We start from the raw sequence: 19,805 nt of genomic DNA, 5'->3' as shown, positions 1-19,805 counted from the left end.
CACGGCCCGGGTCGAGCCTTTAGTGGTCACGCCTTATCTCTGTGCATGATTGGGGGCGCCGCTGACGCTCATCCGGGCGGCTATAGCGGTACTTGCCCTCGCTGTTCCCTTGACTTGCACGCTGATACGTCAGTAGGCGCGCCCGCTTTCGATGATATCGGCGGCGAGATCGCCCTAAAAATAGATGGGCCAAGCAAAGCTGCAAGATGGGCTTCCGCGGCCTTTCCGCGGCGGTTCACCCCGCAACGCAGATAACTCTGGTCAAGATCACGGCGCGAACCTGCTCTTCGGTATATGCGTAATGCGGCAGGCAAGATCGGCTTCGCCGGAGGCGATGATGTAGTGATCGCCCCCGTCCGCGATCCCCGTGGTGAAGACGACATCGCGAACGTACATCTGATGTTCGAGTGGCCGGGTCAGCTCAGGATTAGCTTCCAGCAGCGGCGCGTCGTCGGTACGGAGCACGATGCTGGGATCGCCTGCGTCCAGGATTGACCAGTACGTTCGATAGATCCCGACGATCTCCTTTGGCTCTACGCCATGCCAGAGGGTCAGCCACCCGCCGGCTTCAATGCCTCGCGTAAGTACCGGAGGGCTACCGCCGCCCATTCGGGCAGTTGCGAGCGTAGCGGCATGCGGACGGATGCCAGGCCTGGCATGCGGTTTCCAGAACAAGGCATCCGGCGAACGGGCAAGATTGATCGAGGGGCCAGCACGCCATTCGCTTCCGGGCGGATAGGCGAAATAGAGATCGCCCAGCGGCCGCGTCTGCGCCCAGTAATGGCCATCAATAAGTCCCTCGAAGATCAGCATATCCTTGTTCTGGTGGTCGAGCACGATATCCGCGAAGGTCCAGTCGAGCCCATTGTCGGAAGTGTAGAGCGTAGTCGAGTGGCGCTCTGGGCTGACCGAACATGTGGTCATCAGCCAGCGTTCGCCGACTTTGCTGATCCGCGCGTCCTCGACGCCGTAGCATTGTAGGCTGTTGCGCGGGCCGATCGCCCGGTCGTAATGGATCGCGACCCGTTCGGTGCCGTCCGGCGTGAGCTCGACCGGCAGAAGCCATGACAGGGAAGTCAGCGCCATGATCTTCCACCCCCCGCTGCGCAACATGAACTTACGCGGATCGGCAGTGTCGACATGCTCCAACGGCCACGCATCCAGCACGAAGCGACCGCCATTCCCGTCCTCCCAGCGAATCGCATGGATGTGGTTGTCGAAGACCGGCTGGCGGAGGGCCTCGGCCACGCGCACCATCATCAGCAGATTGCCGTTAGGCAGCCGCGTAAGGGCGGGGTTAAAGGCGCCCAGCACATAGGTCTCGGCATCGAGATGTCCCGCCAAAGGCGAGCGTCCCAGATCGATATCGTCCGGGACCAGAACGAGCTTGTCGATGTCGTACGTCATTCCTGCTCCTGAGCGCGGGGAGTGATGGTGAGCTGCTGGACCACCGTTCGACGGGGCTGTGTCAGCAGGTAATGGACGCCGACGGCAATGTCCTCGGCCCGCAACATCGTCTCTTGGATAATCATCTGCCGCTGCTTTTCAGCCGGAATGTCAGGGTATTGGATATCCGCCCCCGTCTTACCTGGTTCGACAAGAGCAACCCTGATGCCCTTGGGACCAAGCTCGCGGCGCAGCGCTTCTGAAAAACCCGCGATACCGGCCTTCATGCCGGCGTAGACCGTCGATCCAGGCCCAAGCACGTGCGCTGACATCGAACCGATCAGGACGATATCGCCCTTGTCGGCGAGCAGCGCCTGCGCTGCATGTGCGCTCAACAGATAGGCGGTGAAGTCGACCGCGACCGCATAGCGCACCTCCTCCGCCGTCATTTCGGACAATGACTGGGCCGGCACAGCGGCGTTGATCACGGCTATGTCAGGCGACCCGAGCGAATTGTTCGCCGCTTGGAAGAAGCGGTCGAGTTCCGCCGGCTCGGCGAGGTCGACAGCGATGCCATCCCCCTGCCCCACCTCGCGGATCCGCGCGAGCGCATCATCGAGATGTTCGGGCGTTCGCCCGCAGATGAAGACCTCTACCCCCTCGCTGGCGAGCAGAACGGCGATGGCGCGACCGATGCCGGTGGTACCGCCAGTAATGATTGCCTTTCGGCCCTGAAGCGGGCGATGTTCCGTATGCGCGTCCGAAACCCCGATCATGCGCTATGCTCCTCCTCGTTCCAGGTTATGGTCAACCGGCCACGTGCCGGAACGTTGAAATCAATGCGCTCGGTGCCTTGGGGCGTTCCCCGCAGGACATCACCCCCGTCGCCGACCACTTGGACGCGCGGAAGGGTCGCGCGTCTCTCACGAATGAAATTGAGTGCGGCCTGGCACGTCTCGCCCCCATCGAGGACAATGCTGAGTGACCGGTCGCCGATCCGCTCGGTGCCGCGGATGAAGTGGTCGCAGAAGATTTTGAACGGTGCCCCTTCAACTGTGTGGAAACTGCGGGTGGCAAACACTAGCGCAGCGCCTGCACCGTATATCTCCTGCCCGACCTGCCCCGGACACTGTCCGTCAGGATAGAGATCCTCGAGGGGAAACGAGAGCTTGCGGTCGATGTGGCCATTGCGGTTTTCAGTGGCCAGGATGTCGGCGGGCAGCGCATCCGGGTAATAGTACCAGGCGCGGTCGAGCGCGTACTTGCAGTATTCCGCGACGAGCATGCGCACTGCGGGATCCAGGTCGGGCCCGCTGTCGTCGAGATAGGCAGCGAACGCCGTGAAGGCGTCGAAGCACTCGTAGATAGCCATGTACGGAGCATCCTGCAGGCAGGTTGCCCCGAGGAAATTCTTGTAGTGCGCTGCGTGCTCGAGCCGGCTTTCCCATATTTCGCAGTTGTGGAAAAAGCTGGCGAGATAGACATAGCTCTGCTCGGCGTAGACCACGTCGTTGGTGATGCGATAGAGCCGCATGCACGCTGCCGCACCCCAGGCCGTAAGGTTTGCCTGATAGTTCAGGTTGAAGCGCATCCCCATTGCGGCGTCGATCGCCCGCTTCGCTTCATCCAGGAACCGCGGATCGGCGGTCAGTTCGTGGGCCTGCAGCATGATCTGAGCATAGAGGCCGCCGACGTCGGTCTGGCCGCGATCGTCATTGGCTGTGGCGGTAATGACGGAAAAGTCCGTCACGTCGTACTGAATCGGCCACTTGTAGTCGAAATGCCGCGCGGCGGAGATTCCGAAATCAATGCACTCCAGGAAAAGTTTCCTCGAGCGCTTGTCTCCCGCCAGAGCCATGCGCGCGAGGTTGAGCATGGGGTGGTACAGATACCAGCTGTCGACGGCGTTTGCGTCCTTGTCGTCGCCGACATTTGGCAAGTATCGGCGCAGCGCCTTGAGCTTCGGATCGTAAAAGCGGCGCAGACCGGCGCGCAGTTCGGCTTCCAGAGGATGGGCCTCACCGCTCCAGCGCCCCCAGTCGAAGACGGCGGCGAGCACCGACACCTGTACCATGGAATCCGGATATTCGCTCGCCGTGTAGGGATGCACATAGCGATGCCCGTAGTGCCGGATCGTCGCTTCGGGAGCCTTGTCCAGATCGACAAGCGTTCGCTCTGCCCGTTCGATCCAGTCCCGGTACTCTGTTTGGGGTAGCGCAATCAGCTTGTAGGCCTCGCCCAGCATTTGCAGGAACTGGCGGGCGGACTCGCGCTCGTGCGGCGGGGCGTGATGGCGGAACACCACGATCGCATCAGACAACGTGACTTCCACCCCGGCCTGCAGCGGCGCCGACGGCGGCGTGCCGGACTGCGCGGGCGTAGGCGGCAGGTAGCCCAGCTCGGGCCACAGCCCACCCACCGCTCCGTCCGGACTGGTCTTGGTTGCCCGGTAATAGTCGTTCATCGCCGTGAGATTCTGGAAGTACAGAACGTTGCCGAAAGCGGGTTTGTCGATCCGAAAATAGAGGACGCCGCTGTTTAGCCCGCGCTGCGCCGCCTCGACATGGCCCTCGGCACCGAGCGGATCGTCGTCGCCATCAAGAGGATAGAGGTCTCGAGGCAGGAACGGGATCAACGTCGGCGTCGATGGCGAGAACTGCACCGTCACCCTGATGTGTTCGAGCGCGTCTCCCCCCGTTGCCACGGTGATCCTATGTTGCCCAAGCACGCTGTCGAGGCGCAGGCGAACCACCTCCTTCGCCCGGGCCTTTTCGCAGGTGCACTCGAACGGCGCGCTCAGGTATGCCGCGCGTAGCGCGATGCCGCCTGCGCCCGGCCGCCGGACCATCACCCAGAGCGAGTCTCGCGACTTCAGGACCTCACCCACCAGCTCGCCGAATGCGAACGTTGCCACGCTCTTCCCTTCGCCATCGGCGAGGATTTGCCGAAGCGCGGAAACGTATGGACTGGCGGGACTAACCTGTTTTGCGATCACGCCGCTTGAGGGAAGCCGCGTCTTTCTAGCGATATCGGTCATAAAGCTTCAATCCCCGAGGAACTGCCGATGCTGGCGGGGATAACGATTGGACACGGGAGCCGTTCCGCTATGGTGAATCTCGCGTTCCGCTGCGATCAGCCAAGCAGCACAATACCTGGACTAGCCTCCCGGGAGCCCAAGCCTAGGTCCGCTGCAGCGCCAGAAACGGTCTCGCAACCGCTCAGAACCTGGGAGTGATGATACCACTTGACTGCGGGCTTCGGCACGTGGCGTCTTTCTCAATCGAAGAAGCGAGCGGGTTGTGGAAAGAACGCAATATTCTGGAACGGAGCCTCGCCTGTCCCGTTGCGAGATCACGTTCAGCAAAAGGTATGGCAATGGACAAGGACAACAAACGCAGCCACCCGGATAAGGCGCATGGCGATGATGAGAACGAGGAAAGGCTCAATCCCGGCATGAACTCCGAGGGTGCCGGCGGGGCTGGGGCAGACCGGACCAAGCCGCGCGATGGCGGAGCAGCTGAGAAATTTCCGCTAGACAGCACCGACGGCGAGCAAGCTGGTACCCAGCGAGATCCGAAGCACCGGGGCGAAGACTAACGGCCTTCTACCCGGTTTGTCGGGGCTTACGCGGGGGGTTTGTCCGCAGCCGACTCGGTCGCAAGTCTACTGGTCGCCTACATTAGCAGGGGCTGCGCCTCCAAAATCTAATCGCGCTCGCTCGGCGCCACGTATGAGGCGTGGTGGCTCACGGCGCCTTGTCACTGTCGATGATCGGGGCAACCGGTGAGGCTCATAAAGGTTGTTGGTGCTCGGGCCACTATGATGTCTGTGATTGAGTGAGCGAGTGGGCGATCCCGAAGATACCATGAACGATCACGTCACCACGCATAGGCGTACTCACAACGTGCGCAAGATCGTGATTATTGCCATCGCATTGCTCGCCATGTTTCTGATCGCTCTTGCCGTCGGCTCGACGTCTATCGGCGTCCTTCACCGGCCGGGCGCCGATCCCGGTCCGCTGATGCGAGCCGAGCCCCGGCGGATTGACATGGTGCTGAGGCGAGCGGGCACCGGCAGCTTGCTCATTAGTTGAAGCAGCAGAGAAGCCTATCGAGAGGAGGATGACGTGCCCCCGGCAGTCCGCTTTTTCCTGGCGGCACCCTTTTTGGCCGCAGCCATTTTGCTTTCCATTCCAAGCACGCTTTGCATGTACGCAGCCCGGCTGATCGAGGGCGAGGCCTAAGTATTTGCGCTCGCCGTTCGAACGATTCTCGCCCAGCAGCAGGGCCTTTCGCCGGGCAGATGCTGGCTCGTGAAGAGCCAATCCTATGGGTTGGACCCTCGGCGATGCGCACGCGCATAGCGGCGAAGCGGGTGCTCAGCCTTCCTTTTCGTTCCCCGCCGCCAGCTGAGCTGTCGACCATTTCGCATCCTGGAGCAGAGCATGAGCCGCCCTAGATTTGACATCGAGCACGTGCCGGACACGTGGCCGGACGCGCTCCACCACTGGGAAGATCAATTGTACATCGGCGCGATAGACCTTCTGGTGCTGGGCAATACCGACGGCCCAGCATAATTCCCGGGTGGCGAGTGCCTGCCGGAACGACGGAGAGCCCATCGCCGGCATCAGCCAGGACGCAGCCGAAGCGAACGCCGGCAGCGCTTGCGCGGTGGATTTCCTCCACGGCAAATGTGTCCGGCGAAGGCTCTGTCGCTGATTGGCGCGGCCCGAGACCTTACCGCACCAACACGACGGCCGGATGGCTTAGCCAAACTCTGTTCGAGTTAGCGTTGTCCGGCGAACGAATGCTGCAGTAAGTCCTCCTACCCCAGCTTCTTCATAAGCCGCCCGGCAGCGCCGTGCTCGGCAGCCAGATTGCGATTGTAGGCAAGCGGCATGCGCGGGCTCTTCCACCGCAAGGCGTCCATGATTCCGGCGAGGTCCTCACCGCTGGCGAACAGGTCCTGGTTGAGCCCGACCCGCGTCGAATGTCCGCTGACCCGCTTCAGCCAGTGCTCCAGGTCATCCTTCGTCAGATCCGGCAAAGCCCCCTGGTCGAAAGCCCGCCGGATGATCGCCCGCCAGATCGGCCCGATCGAGCCCGGATGCAGAGCGGCCTCGCCAAAGCTGTATTCGGTGCGCGCCGGAACTGCGGGCTTGGGCAACGTCTTGCACAGGTCCCAAATCTCCCGCCGCGATATCGTCGACAGGTCACGCCCGGGCACCCGGGCCCGCGCCTTGTAATGCCGCACGATCACCCGCCGGAATAAAGGGCCAGTGACGATGCTGGCCGCTGCGGCCCAGGCTTCTACCGCGCGCACGGTCCGCGGGCTGAGGAACGCGGTGGCCCCCTCCCCTTCGCTGTCGCCCTTGCTACGCGCGATGGTCAGCAGCCGTGCGTCGGGATCGGTTGCCGGCACGATGTGCTCCAGCGTAACCGCGACCAGTTCGCTGGCGCGCAGACCGGTGTCGTACGCAAGACTGAGGAGCGCGCGGTCGCGCAGACCCATGGGATGCGCGCCGCAGGTGTCGAGCAGTGCGCGAAGATTGAGCCCGCGGGCAGAATCGCGCTCGACATCGGAAACCGGGCCCTTGAAGCGCAGCGGGGCCGCCTGGCGCTGCGCCACGCCCTTTTCGCGGCGGATCGCTGCCAAGGTCAGCTTGACCAGCGGCGCGGTGGTGGGATCGACGAGCCCGAGCAGTTGGTGCAGCCGGGCAATTGAGGCTTTGTAGCGCGCGAGTGAGGCCGGCTTGGCCCCCTGCCCTGCGCGGAACTTGAGATAATCGGACACATCCTGCGCGCTCGCCGGCAGGGCGATCCGGCGATGCTGGCGGCACCACAGATCGAAAGCGGTCAGGTCCGAGCGCAGTGCCAGCAGGGTGTGGCGCGAGGCGGCGGCCTGGAAGGCCTCTAGCAGGGGCGCGTCGATCACCACCCGCTCGGCCGTGCCCAAGGCGGTCACCAGCGGGAGCAGTGCCTTGCGGTCAGGCTTGTCTTCCGAGGTGTCGGCGGAACTTCAGGGCCAGTACGGCCGTCGTCCGGGGGTATAGGAAAAAACGAGTCCGGCGGTTTAGGCACGTGTTTCCTCTCAAGCTTTTCAAAATACGTGGAAATTAGCCGTTTCGGCGTTCTGGCAGCACTCTAGCGCCGACAATATGGTTATGCAATAACTGCACTTATCGTACGTTCGTGTTTTTGAATATCCGAAGTAACATTTTAATATTGCGCAACATGTAGATAATGATTCATCGAAATACATCTTTGCCAAATCTCACACGAAGATGCGTCGCGACAGAGGTCGAATATTGCCGTTGCCGCCATAAAGTCGGGCTATGATAGACGCCTATCGCCTTCCAATAATCTCCAGTCGAATTCAGCGCCGACAAAAACACCCAGCGCGCTGCCTCAGCATTGAAGCAGGCATCAGAACGCAGCCAATTACGAACCTGACCTTCTGACCTGCCCATGCCCGCCGCGATGCGAGGCACCCACCAACTGTTGATCTGCAGTGGCCCCAGATCGTGCGAACCATTGCTGTTGCGAACTTCCGCGCCGAGCCAACCGGCCTCCTGATCGCGAAGGCCCCACAGCGTCCGTTCGAGCCATGGGTGCCCAAGCGATGCCTTGCGGATGCAGGCACCAATGATGCGCTCCTCTACCATGTTTCGAGACCGTGCAGTCGCCTGGCCTGGCGAGAGCGCAACGCTGACCATAGACGCGAGCATGAGCAGCCAATGCTGAGGCATCAGTCACTTCTCCTTTTTCCTGGCATCGAAACGGCCGGTTCAATGACTTCACTCAGACCTTGTATCGCTTCACCGTTGAGCAGAGCCAGCAGCTCTCGTCCGGAAGTGATCCGGACAGCGCCGGAGTGACTCACAGCCCTTCGGCTTCGAGGCCGGTCCGTCCCGTATGAATGAACAGGCCGCGGCATCCGCGGGACTGGCACAGCGTCTGGAAGGCAACGACATGATCGGGCCGAATAGTACCCGCGTAGCGTTTCGCCTGAATCAGCCAGATGGCGCCCTCGATTACGACCTGACCATCGATGCCGCCATCGCCTGTGTAACGATGGTTCCGGGTCACCTTGTGCCCTCGCCTCTCGAGACTCTCGAGCAGCAGTTCCTCGAAGGCGAGTGGATCCATAGCCCGCAGGCGCGCATAGAGAAGCTGCGGCGGTTGGGAACGATCCCGGCCGCGAAGCTGCTCGGCCATGGTTCGCGCCTGCCGCCTTCGCCAGCGATGCCGCACAGGTATGCGGGAACGGCGGACCACAAACGCCAGCCAGAGCAAGGCCGCGGCGGTCAAGACCATCAGCGTAAAATGAGATGTCATCGTTCGACCCCTGGGTAAGGTTCGGGTCGATGCGTGGGCGCGGTTTCCTGTCGTGGCGGTTGCGCTTCCGGTCCGCCTTTCGCAACGCGGGCATGATCGAGGATCCCGCCAAGCAAGCGATCGAGCGCCTGAGACAGACTTCTCGCGCCTTCCGTCAGATGCTCAGCAGGTCCGCGAGGTGGCCTCTCGCGGCGATCGAGCTGCCGCTCCAGCGTCCGGTCGCGGCGCTCAGCGCGTGCTCGTTCCTGATCTGCCGTGAGACCTGTGAGGCGGTGATCCTGTCTTCTTGCGAAGGAACCAACGCTGTCATGCTTGATACGTCCCATCCCCTCCTGCGATGAGGTCTTTTCACCGGAATGGCGCTCCAGTTTGGAGATCAGTCCCTTGACGTCGTTGGTCCACAGCCTCACGCCGTACATGGCGCGGGTTATGGCGGTGTAGAAGTTCTGCGCGTTCACTAGCGGGGATTCGACCGGAGCAAGCACGAACACTCGGGGATAGGTCTTGGACTGCGAGGAATACACGGTTTCCGCGTAGCCATGATCCCAGGTCTTATACCCGGACAGATCCACTTGCTGCACCCGGCCGTCCCGGTCCCAGCGGATCGTCGCCATCGTGCCATCGAGCTTATCGACGGTGCCGCGCTCGGCATTACGCACATCAATCCCGCGGCTGACGAGACGCCACTGGATGCGATCGCCTTGGCTCAGGTCGCGTTCCTCGAGATTGAACACGTTGATATGGCGAGCCGGCGTTTTCTGCGGATCCCAACGGATCGTGCGTCCGCTCTCATCGACAAGCCGAACGACCTGCCGTCCGTTGCTATCCCTTCCCAGCCCGGTGACGCGGTAATCGGCGCCGCGTGCCACGCCAAGCTGCGTGACGTCGCGTTCGAAGCGCACGACCTGCCCGGTCGTATAGAAACGCGCCATGTGCTTCTCGACATCGGTGAAACCGACCGGCGCGAGAATAGACAGACGGCTCTCTTCGGCGGCCAGGCCCCCTTCGCTTCTGAGAGCTTCGCGGATCTTGCTGTTGACGACGAGCCGCGTGGCGTTGTCGAGAACGAGGATGTTCGTACCTGCGCGCGAGCCGGGCTTGAGACGGATCCAGCTTTCCACGACCTGCTCGGCCATCTTCTCGCCGTCCTGCGCCGTGTTGACGCCGTCGAGTTTCGCGAGTGCCTGCGCAAAGTTTCCCGCGCGCGCCTGCGCGACTGCGGTCTTGATGGATCTGGTTTCCTGACGCACCGCTTCCGTCAATTCGACCGTCGGCAGTCCAAGCCGGCGCATCAGCCAGAACGGCTTGCCCTGTTCGATGGCGCCCGTCTGCTTTTCGTCGCCCAGAAGGAGCAGCCTTGCGCCGGTCGCCCTGCTGATCTCGAGGAGCCTGCGCGCCTGCCGGTTGCCGAGTTGCCCGGCTTCATCAAGCACGAGCACGTGGCGATCGGTGATGCCATGCCCCCCGCGGGCGACGAAGCCCGCTACGGTATGCGATGATATACCTGCTTTCTGGCCCAGTTCCGCAGAGGCCGACGAGGTCGGGGCAAGTGCGATCAGCGTCGTGCCCGGCTCGGAAGCTTCGCCAAGAACTCTCACAAGAGTGGATTTGCCGGAGCCGGCGACGCCATGGATCGCGGTAACGCGGTCGCGGGTAAGAGCGGTTTCGACCAGTGCGCGCTCCTGCTCCGGATTGAGGCCGGCTCCTTCCAGCGCGGCCATGACACGGCCGCTGGCCGCGATCGGGTGCGCATCACCCAGTCCAAGCGCGATATGCTGGGTCAGCGCGAGTTCCTGTCGCCAGGATCTGCGACTGGTACGTCCGCGCGTCAGAATCTGGTCGCCGGTCTGCTCGTGCGTCGGGAGAAGCTTGCGCGCGGCTTCATGGTTCTGGATCGCGGGACGGATATCCTCGAGCCGCACCTCCCCCACATGCGCGGCAAGGCCGGTGCGAAGGATATCGCCGAGGTTATTGACCGCTTCCGCCGTCTCCAGTTGTCGCAAGCCGAACAGCGCGGCCCTCGCCGCAATGCGGTCTGTAGGCGCGCCGTGGCTGCCTTCCGCCTCGCGAGCGGCAGCGGCGATCTGTTCGAGCGGGCCGAGAAATTTTCCGGACCGCTGATGCCATTGATCCTTTAGCGTATCGTAGCCGATCTTTACCTTGGCCTTGCGCGTGGCATAGAAGGACACACGCTGCGCCTTCTGGCCGACCAGACCATGTTCACGGGCATGTTCCTCGATTTGCTCGGCGCGCTGCGAGAACGTCTCCATCAGTTCCTTCGGCACGCCGCGCATTTCGAAAAGGCCCGTGCGAGGATCGAAGTCGATCGGGTAGCCCGCCTCGCGCAGGCCGAATGCGAGCGCATTGCGATAGACCTGTCCGGCGACGCGCTGCTCCCCGTACATGACCCGGCTTTCCAGGCTGACCATTGGATCGCCGTCCTCGCGATTGGTCATGTTGAGGACGACCAGGTGGGTGTGCAGATGCGGATCGAGTTCGCGGCTGCCGTGCTCGGTAAAGCGCGCGACCAGGATCCTCCCGGTCGTTTCATGGATGATCTTGCCTTCATCCCGCCGGCGCAGCTGCGCCTGTTCCTCGAGGTACGATATAGCATCGGTCACGGCGCGCTCATGGGCGGCGAGCACACGCTCATCGCCTACCACCAGCGCCATGATGGAGACGGATTTGGGCGCGTTGACAGCGAAGTCCCATCCGGGGTGATGCTGGATTTCGCCGTTGGCCCTGTGACGTCCAAGCTGCTGGTCGCCGATCTTTCCGGCGAGAAGATCTCGCAGGACCTTCGGATCGACGGCGCCGGAAAGACCGAGATCGGCCGTCAACTTCCCAGCCCATTCGGAAGGTTCGTTCCCGCCCTTGGTGTAGTAATCGCCCACTGTGTAATAGCGGGTGATGTTGGCGGGTTTGCCATGGAGGCGCTGGGGCTGGATCATGCCGGCTTCGCCGGTTCACGCGGCCCGTCCCCGCGCCCATGCTGGACCAGTTCGGAGCGGATTTCTCCCTGCCTGCCCGCAAGTATCGTCCAGAGCATGCGAGCGGGCGCGGGAAGTTCCGTGCTCTCCTCGTTCAGCAATATGTCTTCGACGCGCTGCGGGTCGATGTGCGGAACCGGCGGCGTGAACAGGTCCGGCTGGGACGGTGGCGGGGCGGCGACATTCGGAATGTCCGAAGGTTCCGGCGCAGACTGGCCGCCGCCGTCTGGGGCAGGAGTAGGCGCCTGCGCCGCCTCGCGTTCGATCGCTTCACGAACGCGCGCCTCTGCATGAGCGATGCGCACGAGCGTCTTCGCCTTGTCGATCTGATCGGGGGGTGTCGTACGTTCGATGAACGCGGGCCCTAAGGAGGGCACATCGTTGAACCGGCTGTCGAAGCGCACCACGGGCAGGTTGCGACCGAAGCGCAGGAAGCCGACGAGGTTGGGCAGGTTAGTGACTTCGGTCGGCATCACCAGCGGCCGCGTCACCTGCATGCGCGACAGGTTGACGCCGTCGCGCATGTCGTTGACGCCGTAGGACATGCCCTCGTTCGCTTCGACCTGCTCGACCTGGCCGAGATTTTCAGAGACATGCTTGGCAGTGGCGGTGTCGTTCGCCCGCAGCGCAACCCAGGTAGAGCAATAGCCCGTGATCGCGGCCGCATCGTGTATTCCGTAAGTTGCTTCGAGTTGCGGATAGGACTGGAAGCCCAGTATGCCGCAGCCGCCATATTTGCGCGCGCGGGCGAGAAAGTCCGATAGGCTTGGCAGCTTTTGCAGCGTCGGCAATTCGTCGATCACGCAGTAGAGCCGCCGGTCGCGATCGGGCGCCAGGCTCATGATCGCACTGATGGCGATATCGAGCCAGACCGTGATCAGTGGACGCAGCGAGGGAAGCTGGTCGGCCTTCACCGTGATGAAGAGCCAGCTTCCTTCCGCGCCCTTTTCCACCCAGTCGCGGATCGAGAAACCGTCCTCGGTATCGTCCAGATAGCCGAAGCTGCGCATCACCGAGGCGAGTTCTGCCTGGATACCGGCGGACGTCCGTTCGCCTTCAGCGCTGATGAAAGCGGCAGCATCGGTCCCCGTCACGAACGCCGCGAGGCCCTTGAGCTTCGAGCGGAGCAGCCGGTCCAGCAGGACCGAAACATAGGTATGCTTCTGGCGCGCTAGCTTGCGCATGACCGCGACCAGCGTGCCGCGCGCGGCCTTGGCCCAAAAGGGATCGCCATGCTTGTCGGGGATCGTGGACTCCGCAATCTGGTCGTAGTGATAGTCGCGCGGGACATCTACCCAGGGCGACCAGCGCGCCGTGCGCTGATCGAGCGGGTTGAGCAGCATGTCGGCGCCCTGCCGGTAGAACTTCTCGACGAAAGTGCCGGCCGTGTCATAGACGATGGCGCGCCTTCCCGACTTGCGGATACCCTCGAGCATGCCGACGATAAGGTTGGTCTTGCCCGTTCCAGGCGCGCCGCACAGGAGGATATGTTCGGGCTCGTAGGCCTCCGGCACCGGGACTTTTCCGATCGACAAAGGCCCCTTCGTCTGTCGCCACAGCGCGCGCTTCACCTGTCGGATCGTCCCGAACCGGGCGCCGCGCAGATATTCGTTGGAGCCGAGGCCCCTCCCCGTGCGGGTGAAGTAGAACCACGCCCAGCCCAGCATGACGAGCGCGAACAGACCCGAGATCAGCGCACCGTGGAGCAGATAGACCTCGAAGGCTTGGAGAGTCTTTTTCGCGAGCGTCGAGGCGACCAGACAGTCGGCCGAGGTCCAGTAATCGCGCCCTTCCGGAGTACGAAACCGCACCGGATCATTGGTGCCACCAGCCGCATCGACCTTGATCATCGCTTCGGCGAGCTTGACCAGAACGAAGCGCTGGTATTCGCTCGACTTCTCGAACGCATACCAGACGGTGCCGATCAACCAGATGATCAGCCCCGCGAGCAGCGTCTGGTAAAAGACCTGTGTGGTCATGCGGACATTGTGGACGATGGCCTGCCCTCCGCGCGTCCACGAGCCCAGCGTGTCGTTGCGAAAGATGCTCATTGCGCCTCCTCCTCGCCGAGGAGGCCACGCTCGGCGAGGATAGTGCGCGCCTGCGCCATCCCCTGCTCCAGCGTTTCAGGCGAGCGTCGTCCGACCGATGTCGCCAGGATCGAGAGAATCTGGATGGAGGTTGCGAGAATTTCGTCCTGCGACGAAAAGACGTAACGCTTGCGATTGTCGACCGCCTGTTCGAGCGACTGGCGAATGAAGGCGGACAGGCTGAGATTGGCACCATACGCCCGTCGCTGCAGGGCGTCGTGCAAAGCCGGATCGACCCGAAAATTGACTTTGGTCACGCGAAAGGTCTCCGCTGCCGGGAGCCTTTGCAGATGTCATGAAGCCTCTTTACTATAGGCTCTCATCGGTATCGCCGCAAGAAATACCAGATCCCGGGCTACCCGACGTCTACCCGAGGCCGATCAGCTCACTCGCCGACCATCGTGCCGATCACCCAAGCAGTGAAAGGTCAGTTTCCCCTGATTACGATCGACGAAGGAGGACGCCCGCCGGTCTCGGTCCGATTGCGCCGGATATCGGCAATGTTGAGTCTGATCTTTTTCGCGATGATGTCCGACATGCGCCGCACATCCGCGGGGGTACGAAGGTCGGGCACACCTTCGACGAATTCCGACAACAACAACACCAGCGTTTCGCTGACTTCGGCAGATCCGATGAAGAGCGTATCGCCCTTGTGTCCTGAGGCGGCCTCTTGCCGCTGCGCCGACACGGAGCAGATCGCCTCGACCAAAGCCCGGCGAAGATCGATGATGTAGCTTTCATTCAGGTCCGCCATGCCGCTCCTTCCGGTCGCACTACCCTGAGAGAGGCAGGAGCACGTCTCATGCCGCGCTTCGACGTCAATGCCGCTCAATTCCACCTGCCTTCTTCCTCACGAAAGGATGGCGGTAAGGCACGGATTACAGGAAATTCGGCGAAATTTCAAAGCCGTGGCCGGGCAGATGGTTTGCCGGTGAGCCCTGCCATACATGCGGCCGATTCATGCCTGCACTGTAAGGCAGATCTATCGATCTGATTATACGAGGAAATTCACCCGCAGCACCCGTGCGTAGGGTCCATTACAAACGGCCTTGCGCCGTGCGTCCCGCCTTACGCAGCGCGCTCGCGCTGCGCCGCCTCGTGCCGGCAGGCGCGGGGCATTCTCGCTGCGGGCCTTTGGCCACCTGTCACGAGGAGATGAGGGTAAGGAAGCATGATGGAATTCTCCTCACATGGGAGTGACGGCAGTGCACATCCTATCCGGTGCGGAAGGTCCATCGACGTGGAACAACGGCGCAATCCCGCACCCCGCCGGTTCCGAAGGAAGCGGCAATCCGCTCTTGCGCAGCCACCGTGTTGTGTCACATTCGTGAGTGACGGGCAGGCCATCGGGGAAGGACGATGGAAATGCCGAAGATGACCGAACGGGATCGCCTTGCCGATCTGGAAGCGCGTCAGCGCAAGATGCACGATGAACTGGAAAATGCGCGCCGTGCTCTGCGCGGAAAATATGCTGCGATGATACCCGAAATCGCGGTTGAAAAGCTGACGGAAAAGGAATTTCGGGACCTGCTAAACCAGGCGATTCGCACCGGTGGCCATGCCGCCGTGACCGCCTTGAAAGGTCTACCGACTCCGAACTGACGGTTCAAAAGGAGCTTCAGGATTCCGGCAGGAACGGGGAATCAGAAGCCTGTTCCTGCCGGAACGGCGGGGGAAAATGCGGCACGGGATTCCCCTTCACGTTCCCCGCCCAAGGGATCAACCGAATATATTCGCAGTCTGCCCGATACCGAGTTGATCTGGTAATCTCGACCGGAAAACCCGCGCGACCATCCCTGTCATGGACGCACCCGAAGGGTGTCCCTGCGACGAGCACGGCGAAGCCGCGCGCAGGAGGCCGGGACCGCCCTGGCGGTTCCGCATCGCGGCCGCGACGGACCCGCTCGCGGGTCCCTGAGCGGGCACGAGGACGACATCGGCAAAAAAAGAGGTCGGCCCGGTGACCCGGACCGACCTCGTGTGGACGTTACCGTCCTTCCCACGCCTGGTCACTCAACCGTACGTACCGCGCCGGGATACGCTTCTCCTTGACCAGTCGCGCGAGGTGCGATTGCAGACCCGATCCTTCGCAGACCAGCGCCTCGACGGGCCGCAGTCCCACCATCTGCTCGTTACGGACGAACCCTGCCCTCTTGCCCAGTTTCGCGCTGAGGGGGAACGTGATGAGTTTCACCTTGCGGGAGGCGGCCCAGGCCGCGGCCATGGCATCGCACCCCTTGTCCTGGGCTGTCGTCGCCAGCACCATCATCGGGTTTCGGGATTTCGCTTCGTCGAGCCTGCCCCAGATGAGGCACTCGTCGAACCAGCAATCCGCACCCCCGGAGAAGATCACGATGGGCCCTTGCGGGTTGTGGGCATCGGTTCGGTGTTGGCGGCGTGCTGCAAGAAAATCCCTCGCGGCAATCACCGAGGCGGTGCGCTTGCTCGATACCAGCGATCCTTTCGGCGCGGACCACGGCCGCCCCGTTTCGGTATGGAAGACGTCGGCGGCATGGTCGCGCATGCAGCGCAGGGCATCGGTCGCCTCGTCGAGGAATTCGAGTTCATCGCGGGCGTGCTCGAGTTCGACACCGTGGATCTCGCTTCCGTCTGCGCGTGCCAGCAGGTCCTGGACCTCGCGCGTCGCCTTGTCCGCCTGCGCCTCCCACTGGCCTGCGACATGGTGGAAACTGTTGACGATCCCCCACGCGAGACGTTCGGCGGCAGGCTGCAAACGTGTATCGCGCAGCAGGTCGAAGAGTGTCGTGACCACCAGTTCGACGGCGAGCTGGGCCTCCCTCGGATCGGGCATGTCAGTCTGCATTTCCTCCTCGTCCCGGCCGATGCGGACACCCTCGAGGTCGGAAGCAAAGGCGAGATGGAAGTGATCGGCGGCATCGGTTTCCTGCGCGATGAATTCGGCGATGTCAGAGAATTGACGGACGGTGCGGTTGATCTTCGTCATGTGAACCTCCTGTTGAAACGAAAGAGGTTCACCCTCCGGCGCGGGCTCCAAGCGGCGGGGTCAAGGATCGCGCAGCGACCGGCTTGCCGGCGATGGGGGTCACGATTTTTCCGGGCGGCCACCGGGCGGGGAGTCAAGAACTGCTGCCCGCACCGCCCGGAAAAATGGTGGGGCCCCGTCGTCCTTGAGGCCGACGCGGTCCCGTGCCACTATTGGAATTCTTGAGAGAGAGAAGAGGCTTTGCGAAGCAGGGGCTCGATGCCCCTGGTTCGCAATCGGTGCCGCCCAGCGATACCTTCCGTTCGTCCCCTGCGACCTCTCCAACTGACATAGCCCCAACAGCGAAAAGGGGGACGGCGCCGGAAGCCGTCCCCGGAAATTGCCGTTTGCGGTTACAGTGTCACGCATTCGCGTGAAGGCGGCGCCGCGGCAGAATAGCAACCTGCCCGGCGGGCGCCTGATCGGCCTTGCGAAAAGCATGGATAGGTACGCCGGCCTTGCGCAGTGCCTGATAGAGGTTCGCCTGTATTCCCGACCCCTCGCCGAGCACGGCCTCGACCGGTTGCAGATCGACCAGCTTGCGGTTGCGTGCGAACGGCGCGCCGCGCCCTGCCCCCGTCAGCGAATAAGTGACAAGCTGGACTTCGCGGCTCCCCGCCCAGGAGGCGACGATGGCATCGAAGCCCTTGCGCTGCGCTGTCGTCACCAGGGTCATGTGCGGGATGCGTTCGCGTATCGCATCGAGCCTGTCCCAGACAAGTTGCCAGTCATGCCATTCGGCGTGGCCGGAAGCCACGACGATCGGCCCGCGCGGACGGTAACGCTCGCGTTCGGCCAGTTCGCGTGCACGCAGGAAATCGCGTATCGAGACCTGCGTCGCCGTCGCGGCCTTCGATACCCGCGACCCGCGTGTGGGAGACCAGGGTCGGCCGGAAAGGACACGGAAAGTTTCCGCGGCATAGTCGCGCATGCATTCCAGCGCTTCGCGCTGTTCGGTGAGCGACTGGCAGAGAAGCTGTTTCTCCTCCAGTTCGCCGGCGAACACTTCGGATGGTTCGATGCGGCGGATCATGTCGCGCAGTTCCTCGGCCAGCATGTCCTCCTGCCGCTCGAGCTTGCCGGCGACGAAGTGGAAACTGTTGACCATGCCCCATGCTATCTCGGGCGCGAACGGGTCGAGGCGGGTATCGACCAAGAGGTCGAAGATGGTGGCGATGATGCCGGCGCAATCGGCCTGCGCGTGAAGCGGTTCGGGCATATCGTGCTCGCCCGGCTCCTCGCCGAGACTGACGATCGAAAGCGGCATGGGATCACCAAAGGCACGGATGAATTCCGGGGTGGCGGTCACTTCCGCGAAAAGGGCAGGAAGGTCCGCAAAGCGGCTGATGCTGCGCGAATGATCTCGGATCATGGAACTTCTCCCTATTGTCGGGGATGAAAGACTGCGGCAGCCCGTGAATACGGGCCGCCACGACAGGATCAGTGCAAGCTGTTCGGGGTGTATTTGCAGCCCCTTGCACAGGTGAGGACCGCATCGACGATGCCCGCCGCATGCGGAGCAAGCGGGGTATCTTCGAGCAGGTCATAGATCGCTGCGATAATCTCGCCGCGCGTGGTCCCCACGGGTGTTGTCGCCAGGCGCACGGCGCTTGAATGATGCTTGCGCAGGAGTTCGCGGATAGCCGGGGTCGCCAGGATGGCGGCGCAAAGAGCGGACAGATCGGCGAGAGGGGCGAGGCCATTCAACGAAGAGTGGGGCATCGACTGTCTCCTCATTCGAGGAAGAGTAAAAGGCCGGGGAGACGTGCAGCCTCCCCGGCACGGGTGGTCGTTCGCGATCAGCGGGTGATCAGAACGGATCTTCCTCTTCGAAGGAAGCGTCCGCACCGGTCAGTTCGCCGCCGGCCCCCGCGGTGCTGCCGCCGAAGCCGCCCTGGTCGCGGCCTGCGCGGTCGTCGTAGTTGGTGCGGCTGGTCCCCATGCCGCCACCGAAGTCGGTACGCATGGTGTCGCGGCGCCAGGCGACCATGTAGCCGCCGTGATCCGCCGGGAACAACGCAACCGGCAGCGGTTCGGGGAGGCTGGGATCGTCGATGCTGCCGGCAAGGAAGGTTTCGCCGGTGCGCTTGGAAGCGGCCTCCCAGAGTGCGCCGATCTGCACCCAGCGACGCGCGACGTTGAGGGCGAGGATTTCGAAGACCGGAGCCTTCTCGTTCTCGCTCGTGACCTTGCGCAGACCAATTCGGGGGAGGTCGATCGTGCGGGTCGCAATGGAGCCTGTGAGCCGACCGTTCTGGCTGAAGATTTCACCGATGTTCATCGTCTTGACCTTTCGAGTGTCGCTCGAAACCCATTTCCGGCGACACCCTCCCCGGCCCTTCTCTCCTCTGCACCCCGCCCTTGCGTCCAAGCACCGCACGCCACCCGTCTCGCGCTTCTTATCGTTGGGCGCGACGTGTTCCGTGCTCTCCTCACACTCCTCCGCCGCACCGGAAGCCTCGCCTCCGTCAAGCGCCATGTGCACGACGGAAGTGAGCCTGGAGCCCAATCGGGTCGGGAGAGGTGGCGGAGCGGCGGCAGCCGCGCCAGGACTACGCTACCCGGCCAGGCACCGTAGCGATGGCCTGCAACGTCAGGGGGCGAACATCGCGAATGCCGCAGCTGGAGGAAGAGACAGCACCGCCAGGTGCGCTGGCCGATAGCGGAACATCGCGCATAGGGGCGGGCCGCGCGGCGGAACTCAATGTGACAGCCTCAACCAGGAACGCCGAACGCCCGGCATGAGCCTTTGGCCATTCATTGAAAAAACCCGGAACGCAACAGCCCAGCCTGCACCCTTAACGGCGAAAGAGAGGCCGATCGTCAAATACGCACGATCGCCCATCCAGAAGACACAATGTGCCAATCGATTCCCTCGAGAATATCCTGCCGCCGCTCTTCAACGCGCGCCCATCAACTCAGCCTGGCTTCCAGCTGAACGAGCAAGTCCATCCGCTCATGAAAAATCGCGATGACAAGCCAAGGCTCATCCTCTCGG

The 19,805-nt window shown here is 62.8% G+C and carries 18 protein-coding genes and 1 pseudogene; 4 read left to right on the top strand and 15 right to left on the bottom strand.

Going from position 1 to position 19,805, the window contains the following annotated elements:
• Positions 1-267: 267 nt before the first annotated feature.
• The 3 genes from HWN72_RS19795 to HWN72_RS19785 are packed head-to-tail and all read right to left on the bottom strand — an operon-like array spanning position 268 to position 4,423.
• Positions 268-1,407 (bottom strand): glycosidase, encoded by a 1,140-nt coding sequence (locus tag HWN72_RS19795; RefSeq protein WP_211151114.1) that lies wholly within the window; start codon positions 1,405-1,407, stop codon positions 268-270.
• On the bottom strand, positions 1,404-2,162 hold the full coding sequence (locus tag HWN72_RS19790; RefSeq protein WP_211151113.1) for an SDR family oxidoreductase: 759 nt from the start codon (positions 2,160-2,162) through the stop codon (positions 1,404-1,406). The genes HWN72_RS19795 and HWN72_RS19790 overlap by 4 nt, the downstream gene beginning before the upstream one ends.
• Positions 2,159-4,423 carry a hypothetical protein gene (locus tag HWN72_RS19785; protein WP_248006160.1) on the bottom strand — a complete coding sequence of 755 codons (2,265 nt, stop codon included), beginning with the start codon at positions 4,421-4,423 and terminating at the stop codon, positions 2,159-2,161. Before HWN72_RS19785 ends, HWN72_RS19790 begins: the two co-directional genes overlap by 4 nt.
• A gap of 338 nt (positions 4,424-4,761) precedes the next feature.
• Here HWN72_RS19785 and HWN72_RS19780 point away from each other — a divergent pair, with 338 nt between their 5' ends.
• On the top strand, positions 4,762-4,983 hold the full coding sequence (locus tag HWN72_RS19780; RefSeq protein WP_211151112.1) for a hypothetical protein: 222 nt from the start codon (positions 4,762-4,764) through the stop codon (positions 4,981-4,983).
• A 268-nt stretch (positions 4,984-5,251) separates the two neighbouring features.
• Positions 5,252-5,479 (top strand): hypothetical protein, encoded by a 228-nt coding sequence (locus HWN72_RS19775; RefSeq protein ID WP_211151111.1) that lies wholly within the window; start codon positions 5,252-5,254, stop codon positions 5,477-5,479.
• A gap of 150 nt (positions 5,480-5,629) precedes the next feature.
• Here HWN72_RS19775 and HWN72_RS32030 read toward each other — a convergent pair.
• The 8 genes and pseudogenes from HWN72_RS32030 to HWN72_RS19740 all read right to left on the bottom strand — a co-directional run.
• Positions 5,630-6,074, bottom strand: a pseudogene (locus HWN72_RS32030) (transposase); the annotation flags it as partial.
• A gap of 136 nt (positions 6,075-6,210) precedes the next feature.
• The gene (locus HWN72_RS19770) at positions 6,211-7,350 is read right to left on the bottom strand and encodes a tyrosine-type recombinase/integrase (protein ID WP_375154533.1); all 1,140 of its coding nucleotides are present in this window, start codon (positions 7,348-7,350) and stop codon (positions 6,211-6,213) included.
• A 283-nt stretch (positions 7,351-7,633) separates the two neighbouring features.
• Positions 7,634-8,050 (bottom strand): lytic transglycosylase domain-containing protein, encoded by a 417-nt coding sequence (locus HWN72_RS19765; RefSeq protein ID WP_211151110.1) that lies wholly within the window; start codon positions 8,048-8,050, stop codon positions 7,634-7,636.
• Between the two features lie 214 nt (positions 8,051-8,264).
• The gene (locus tag HWN72_RS31190) at positions 8,265-8,603 is read right to left on the bottom strand and encodes a restriction endonuclease (RefSeq protein ID WP_248006159.1); all 339 of its coding nucleotides are present in this window, start codon (positions 8,601-8,603) and stop codon (positions 8,265-8,267) included.
• A gap of 116 nt (positions 8,604-8,719) precedes the next feature.
• Positions 8,720-11,674 carry a MobF family relaxase gene (mobF, locus tag HWN72_RS19755; protein ID WP_211151109.1) on the bottom strand — a complete coding sequence of 985 codons (2,955 nt, stop codon included), beginning with the start codon at positions 11,672-11,674 and terminating at the stop codon, positions 8,720-8,722.
• On the bottom strand, positions 11,671-13,764 hold the full coding sequence (locus HWN72_RS19750) for a type IV secretion system DNA-binding domain-containing protein (protein WP_211151108.1): 2,094 nt from the start codon (positions 13,762-13,764) through the stop codon (positions 11,671-11,673). Before HWN72_RS19750 ends, mobF begins: the two co-directional genes overlap by 4 nt.
• Positions 13,761-14,060 carry a CopG family transcriptional regulator gene (locus HWN72_RS19745; protein ID WP_211151107.1) on the bottom strand — a complete coding sequence of 100 codons (300 nt, stop codon included), beginning with the start codon at positions 14,058-14,060 and terminating at the stop codon, positions 13,761-13,763. Before HWN72_RS19745 ends, HWN72_RS19750 begins: the two co-directional genes overlap by 4 nt.
• A gap of 170 nt (positions 14,061-14,230) precedes the next feature.
• Complete coding sequence (locus HWN72_RS19740; protein WP_211151106.1) at positions 14,231-14,557, bottom strand: hypothetical protein; 327 nt, start codon at positions 14,555-14,557, stop codon at positions 14,231-14,233.
• Between the two features lie 48 nt (positions 14,558-14,605).
• Here HWN72_RS19740 and HWN72_RS19735 point away from each other — a divergent pair, with 48 nt between their 5' ends.
• Positions 14,606-14,797, top strand: coding sequence for a hypothetical protein (locus HWN72_RS19735; RefSeq protein ID WP_211151105.1), 192 nt, complete (start codon positions 14,606-14,608; stop codon positions 14,795-14,797).
• Between the two features lie 371 nt (positions 14,798-15,168).
• Complete coding sequence (locus HWN72_RS19730) at positions 15,169-15,405, top strand: hypothetical protein (protein ID WP_211151104.1); 237 nt, start codon at positions 15,169-15,171, stop codon at positions 15,403-15,405.
• A gap of 385 nt (positions 15,406-15,790) precedes the next feature.
• Here HWN72_RS19730 and HWN72_RS19725 read toward each other — a convergent pair whose 3' ends face one another.
• From HWN72_RS19725 to HWN72_RS19710, 4 genes are all read right to left on the bottom strand, one after another.
• A complete protein-coding gene (locus tag HWN72_RS19725; protein WP_211151103.1) occupies positions 15,791-16,768 on the bottom strand; it encodes a DUF2493 domain-containing protein in 978 nt (325 codons plus the stop codon).
• Between the two features lie 400 nt (positions 16,769-17,168).
• Positions 17,169-18,179: a DUF2493 domain-containing protein gene (locus tag HWN72_RS19720; RefSeq protein WP_211151102.1), complete on the bottom strand. Its 1,011-nt coding sequence runs from the start codon at positions 18,177-18,179 to the stop codon at positions 17,169-17,171.
• A 68-nt stretch (positions 18,180-18,247) separates the two neighbouring features.
• Positions 18,248-18,529, bottom strand: coding sequence for a hypothetical protein (locus HWN72_RS19715; protein WP_211151101.1), 282 nt, complete (start codon positions 18,527-18,529; stop codon positions 18,248-18,250).
• A gap of 88 nt (positions 18,530-18,617) precedes the next feature.
• The gene (locus tag HWN72_RS19710; RefSeq protein WP_211151100.1) at positions 18,618-19,088 is read right to left on the bottom strand and encodes a DUF736 domain-containing protein; all 471 of its coding nucleotides are present in this window, start codon (positions 19,086-19,088) and stop codon (positions 18,618-18,620) included.
• Positions 19,089-19,805 lie beyond the last annotated feature (717 nt).

This window comes from Novosphingobium sp. HR1a, from assembly GCF_015594425.1.
Taxonomy (GTDB): Bacteria; Pseudomonadota; Alphaproteobacteria; order Sphingomonadales; family Sphingomonadaceae; genus Novosphingobium; species Novosphingobium resinovorum_A.
This window is presented reverse-complemented; position numbering and strand designations above follow the sequence as displayed.

Coding starts and splice junctions, on each gene's coding strand:
- HWN72_RS19710 (WP_211151100.1), bottom strand. CDS start 19,088: ATGAACATCGGTGAAATCTTCAGCCAGAACGGTCGGCTCACAGGCTCC.
- HWN72_RS31190 (WP_248006159.1), bottom strand. CDS start 8,603: ATGGCCGAGCAGCTTCGCGGCCGGGATCGTTCCCAACCGCCGCAGCTT.
- HWN72_RS19735 (WP_211151105.1), top strand. CDS start 14,606: ATGCCGCGCTTCGACGTCAATGCCGCTCAATTCCACCTGCCTTCTTCC.
- HWN72_RS19750 (WP_211151108.1), bottom strand. CDS start 13,764: ATGAGCATCTTTCGCAACGACACGCTGGGCTCGTGGACGCGCGGAGGG.
- HWN72_RS19775 (WP_211151111.1), top strand. CDS start 5,252: ATGAACGATCACGTCACCACGCATAGGCGTACTCACAACGTGCGCAAG.
- HWN72_RS19785 (WP_248006160.1), bottom strand. CDS start 4,423: ATGACCGATATCGCTAGAAAGACGCGGCTTCCCTCAAGCGGCGTGATC.
- HWN72_RS19780 (WP_211151112.1), top strand. CDS start 4,762: ATGGACAAGGACAACAAACGCAGCCACCCGGATAAGGCGCATGGCGAT.
- HWN72_RS19720 (WP_211151102.1), bottom strand. CDS start 18,179: ATGATCCGAGATCATTCGCGCAGCATCAGCCGCTTTGCGGACCTTCCT.
- HWN72_RS19730 (WP_211151104.1), top strand. CDS start 15,169: ATGCCGAAGATGACCGAACGGGATCGCCTTGCCGATCTGGAAGCGCGT.
- HWN72_RS19715 (WP_211151101.1), bottom strand. CDS start 18,529: ATGCCCCACTCTTCGTTGAATGGCCTCGCCCCTCTCGCCGATCTGTCC.
- HWN72_RS19740 (WP_211151106.1), bottom strand. CDS start 14,557: ATGGCGGACCTGAATGAAAGCTACATCATCGATCTTCGCCGGGCTTTG.
- HWN72_RS19765 (WP_211151110.1), bottom strand. CDS start 8,050: ATGGTAGAGGAGCGCATCATTGGTGCCTGCATCCGCAAGGCATCGCTT.
- HWN72_RS19790 (WP_211151113.1), bottom strand. CDS start 2,162: ATGATCGGGGTTTCGGACGCGCATACGGAACATCGCCCGCTTCAGGGC.
- HWN72_RS19725 (WP_211151103.1), bottom strand. CDS start 16,768: ATGACGAAGATCAACCGCACCGTCCGTCAATTCTCTGACATCGCCGAA.
- HWN72_RS19795 (WP_211151114.1), bottom strand. CDS start 1,407: ATGACGTACGACATCGACAAGCTCGTTCTGGTCCCGGACGATATCGAT.
- mobF (WP_211151109.1), bottom strand. CDS start 11,674: ATGATCCAGCCCCAGCGCCTCCATGGCAAACCCGCCAACATCACCCGC.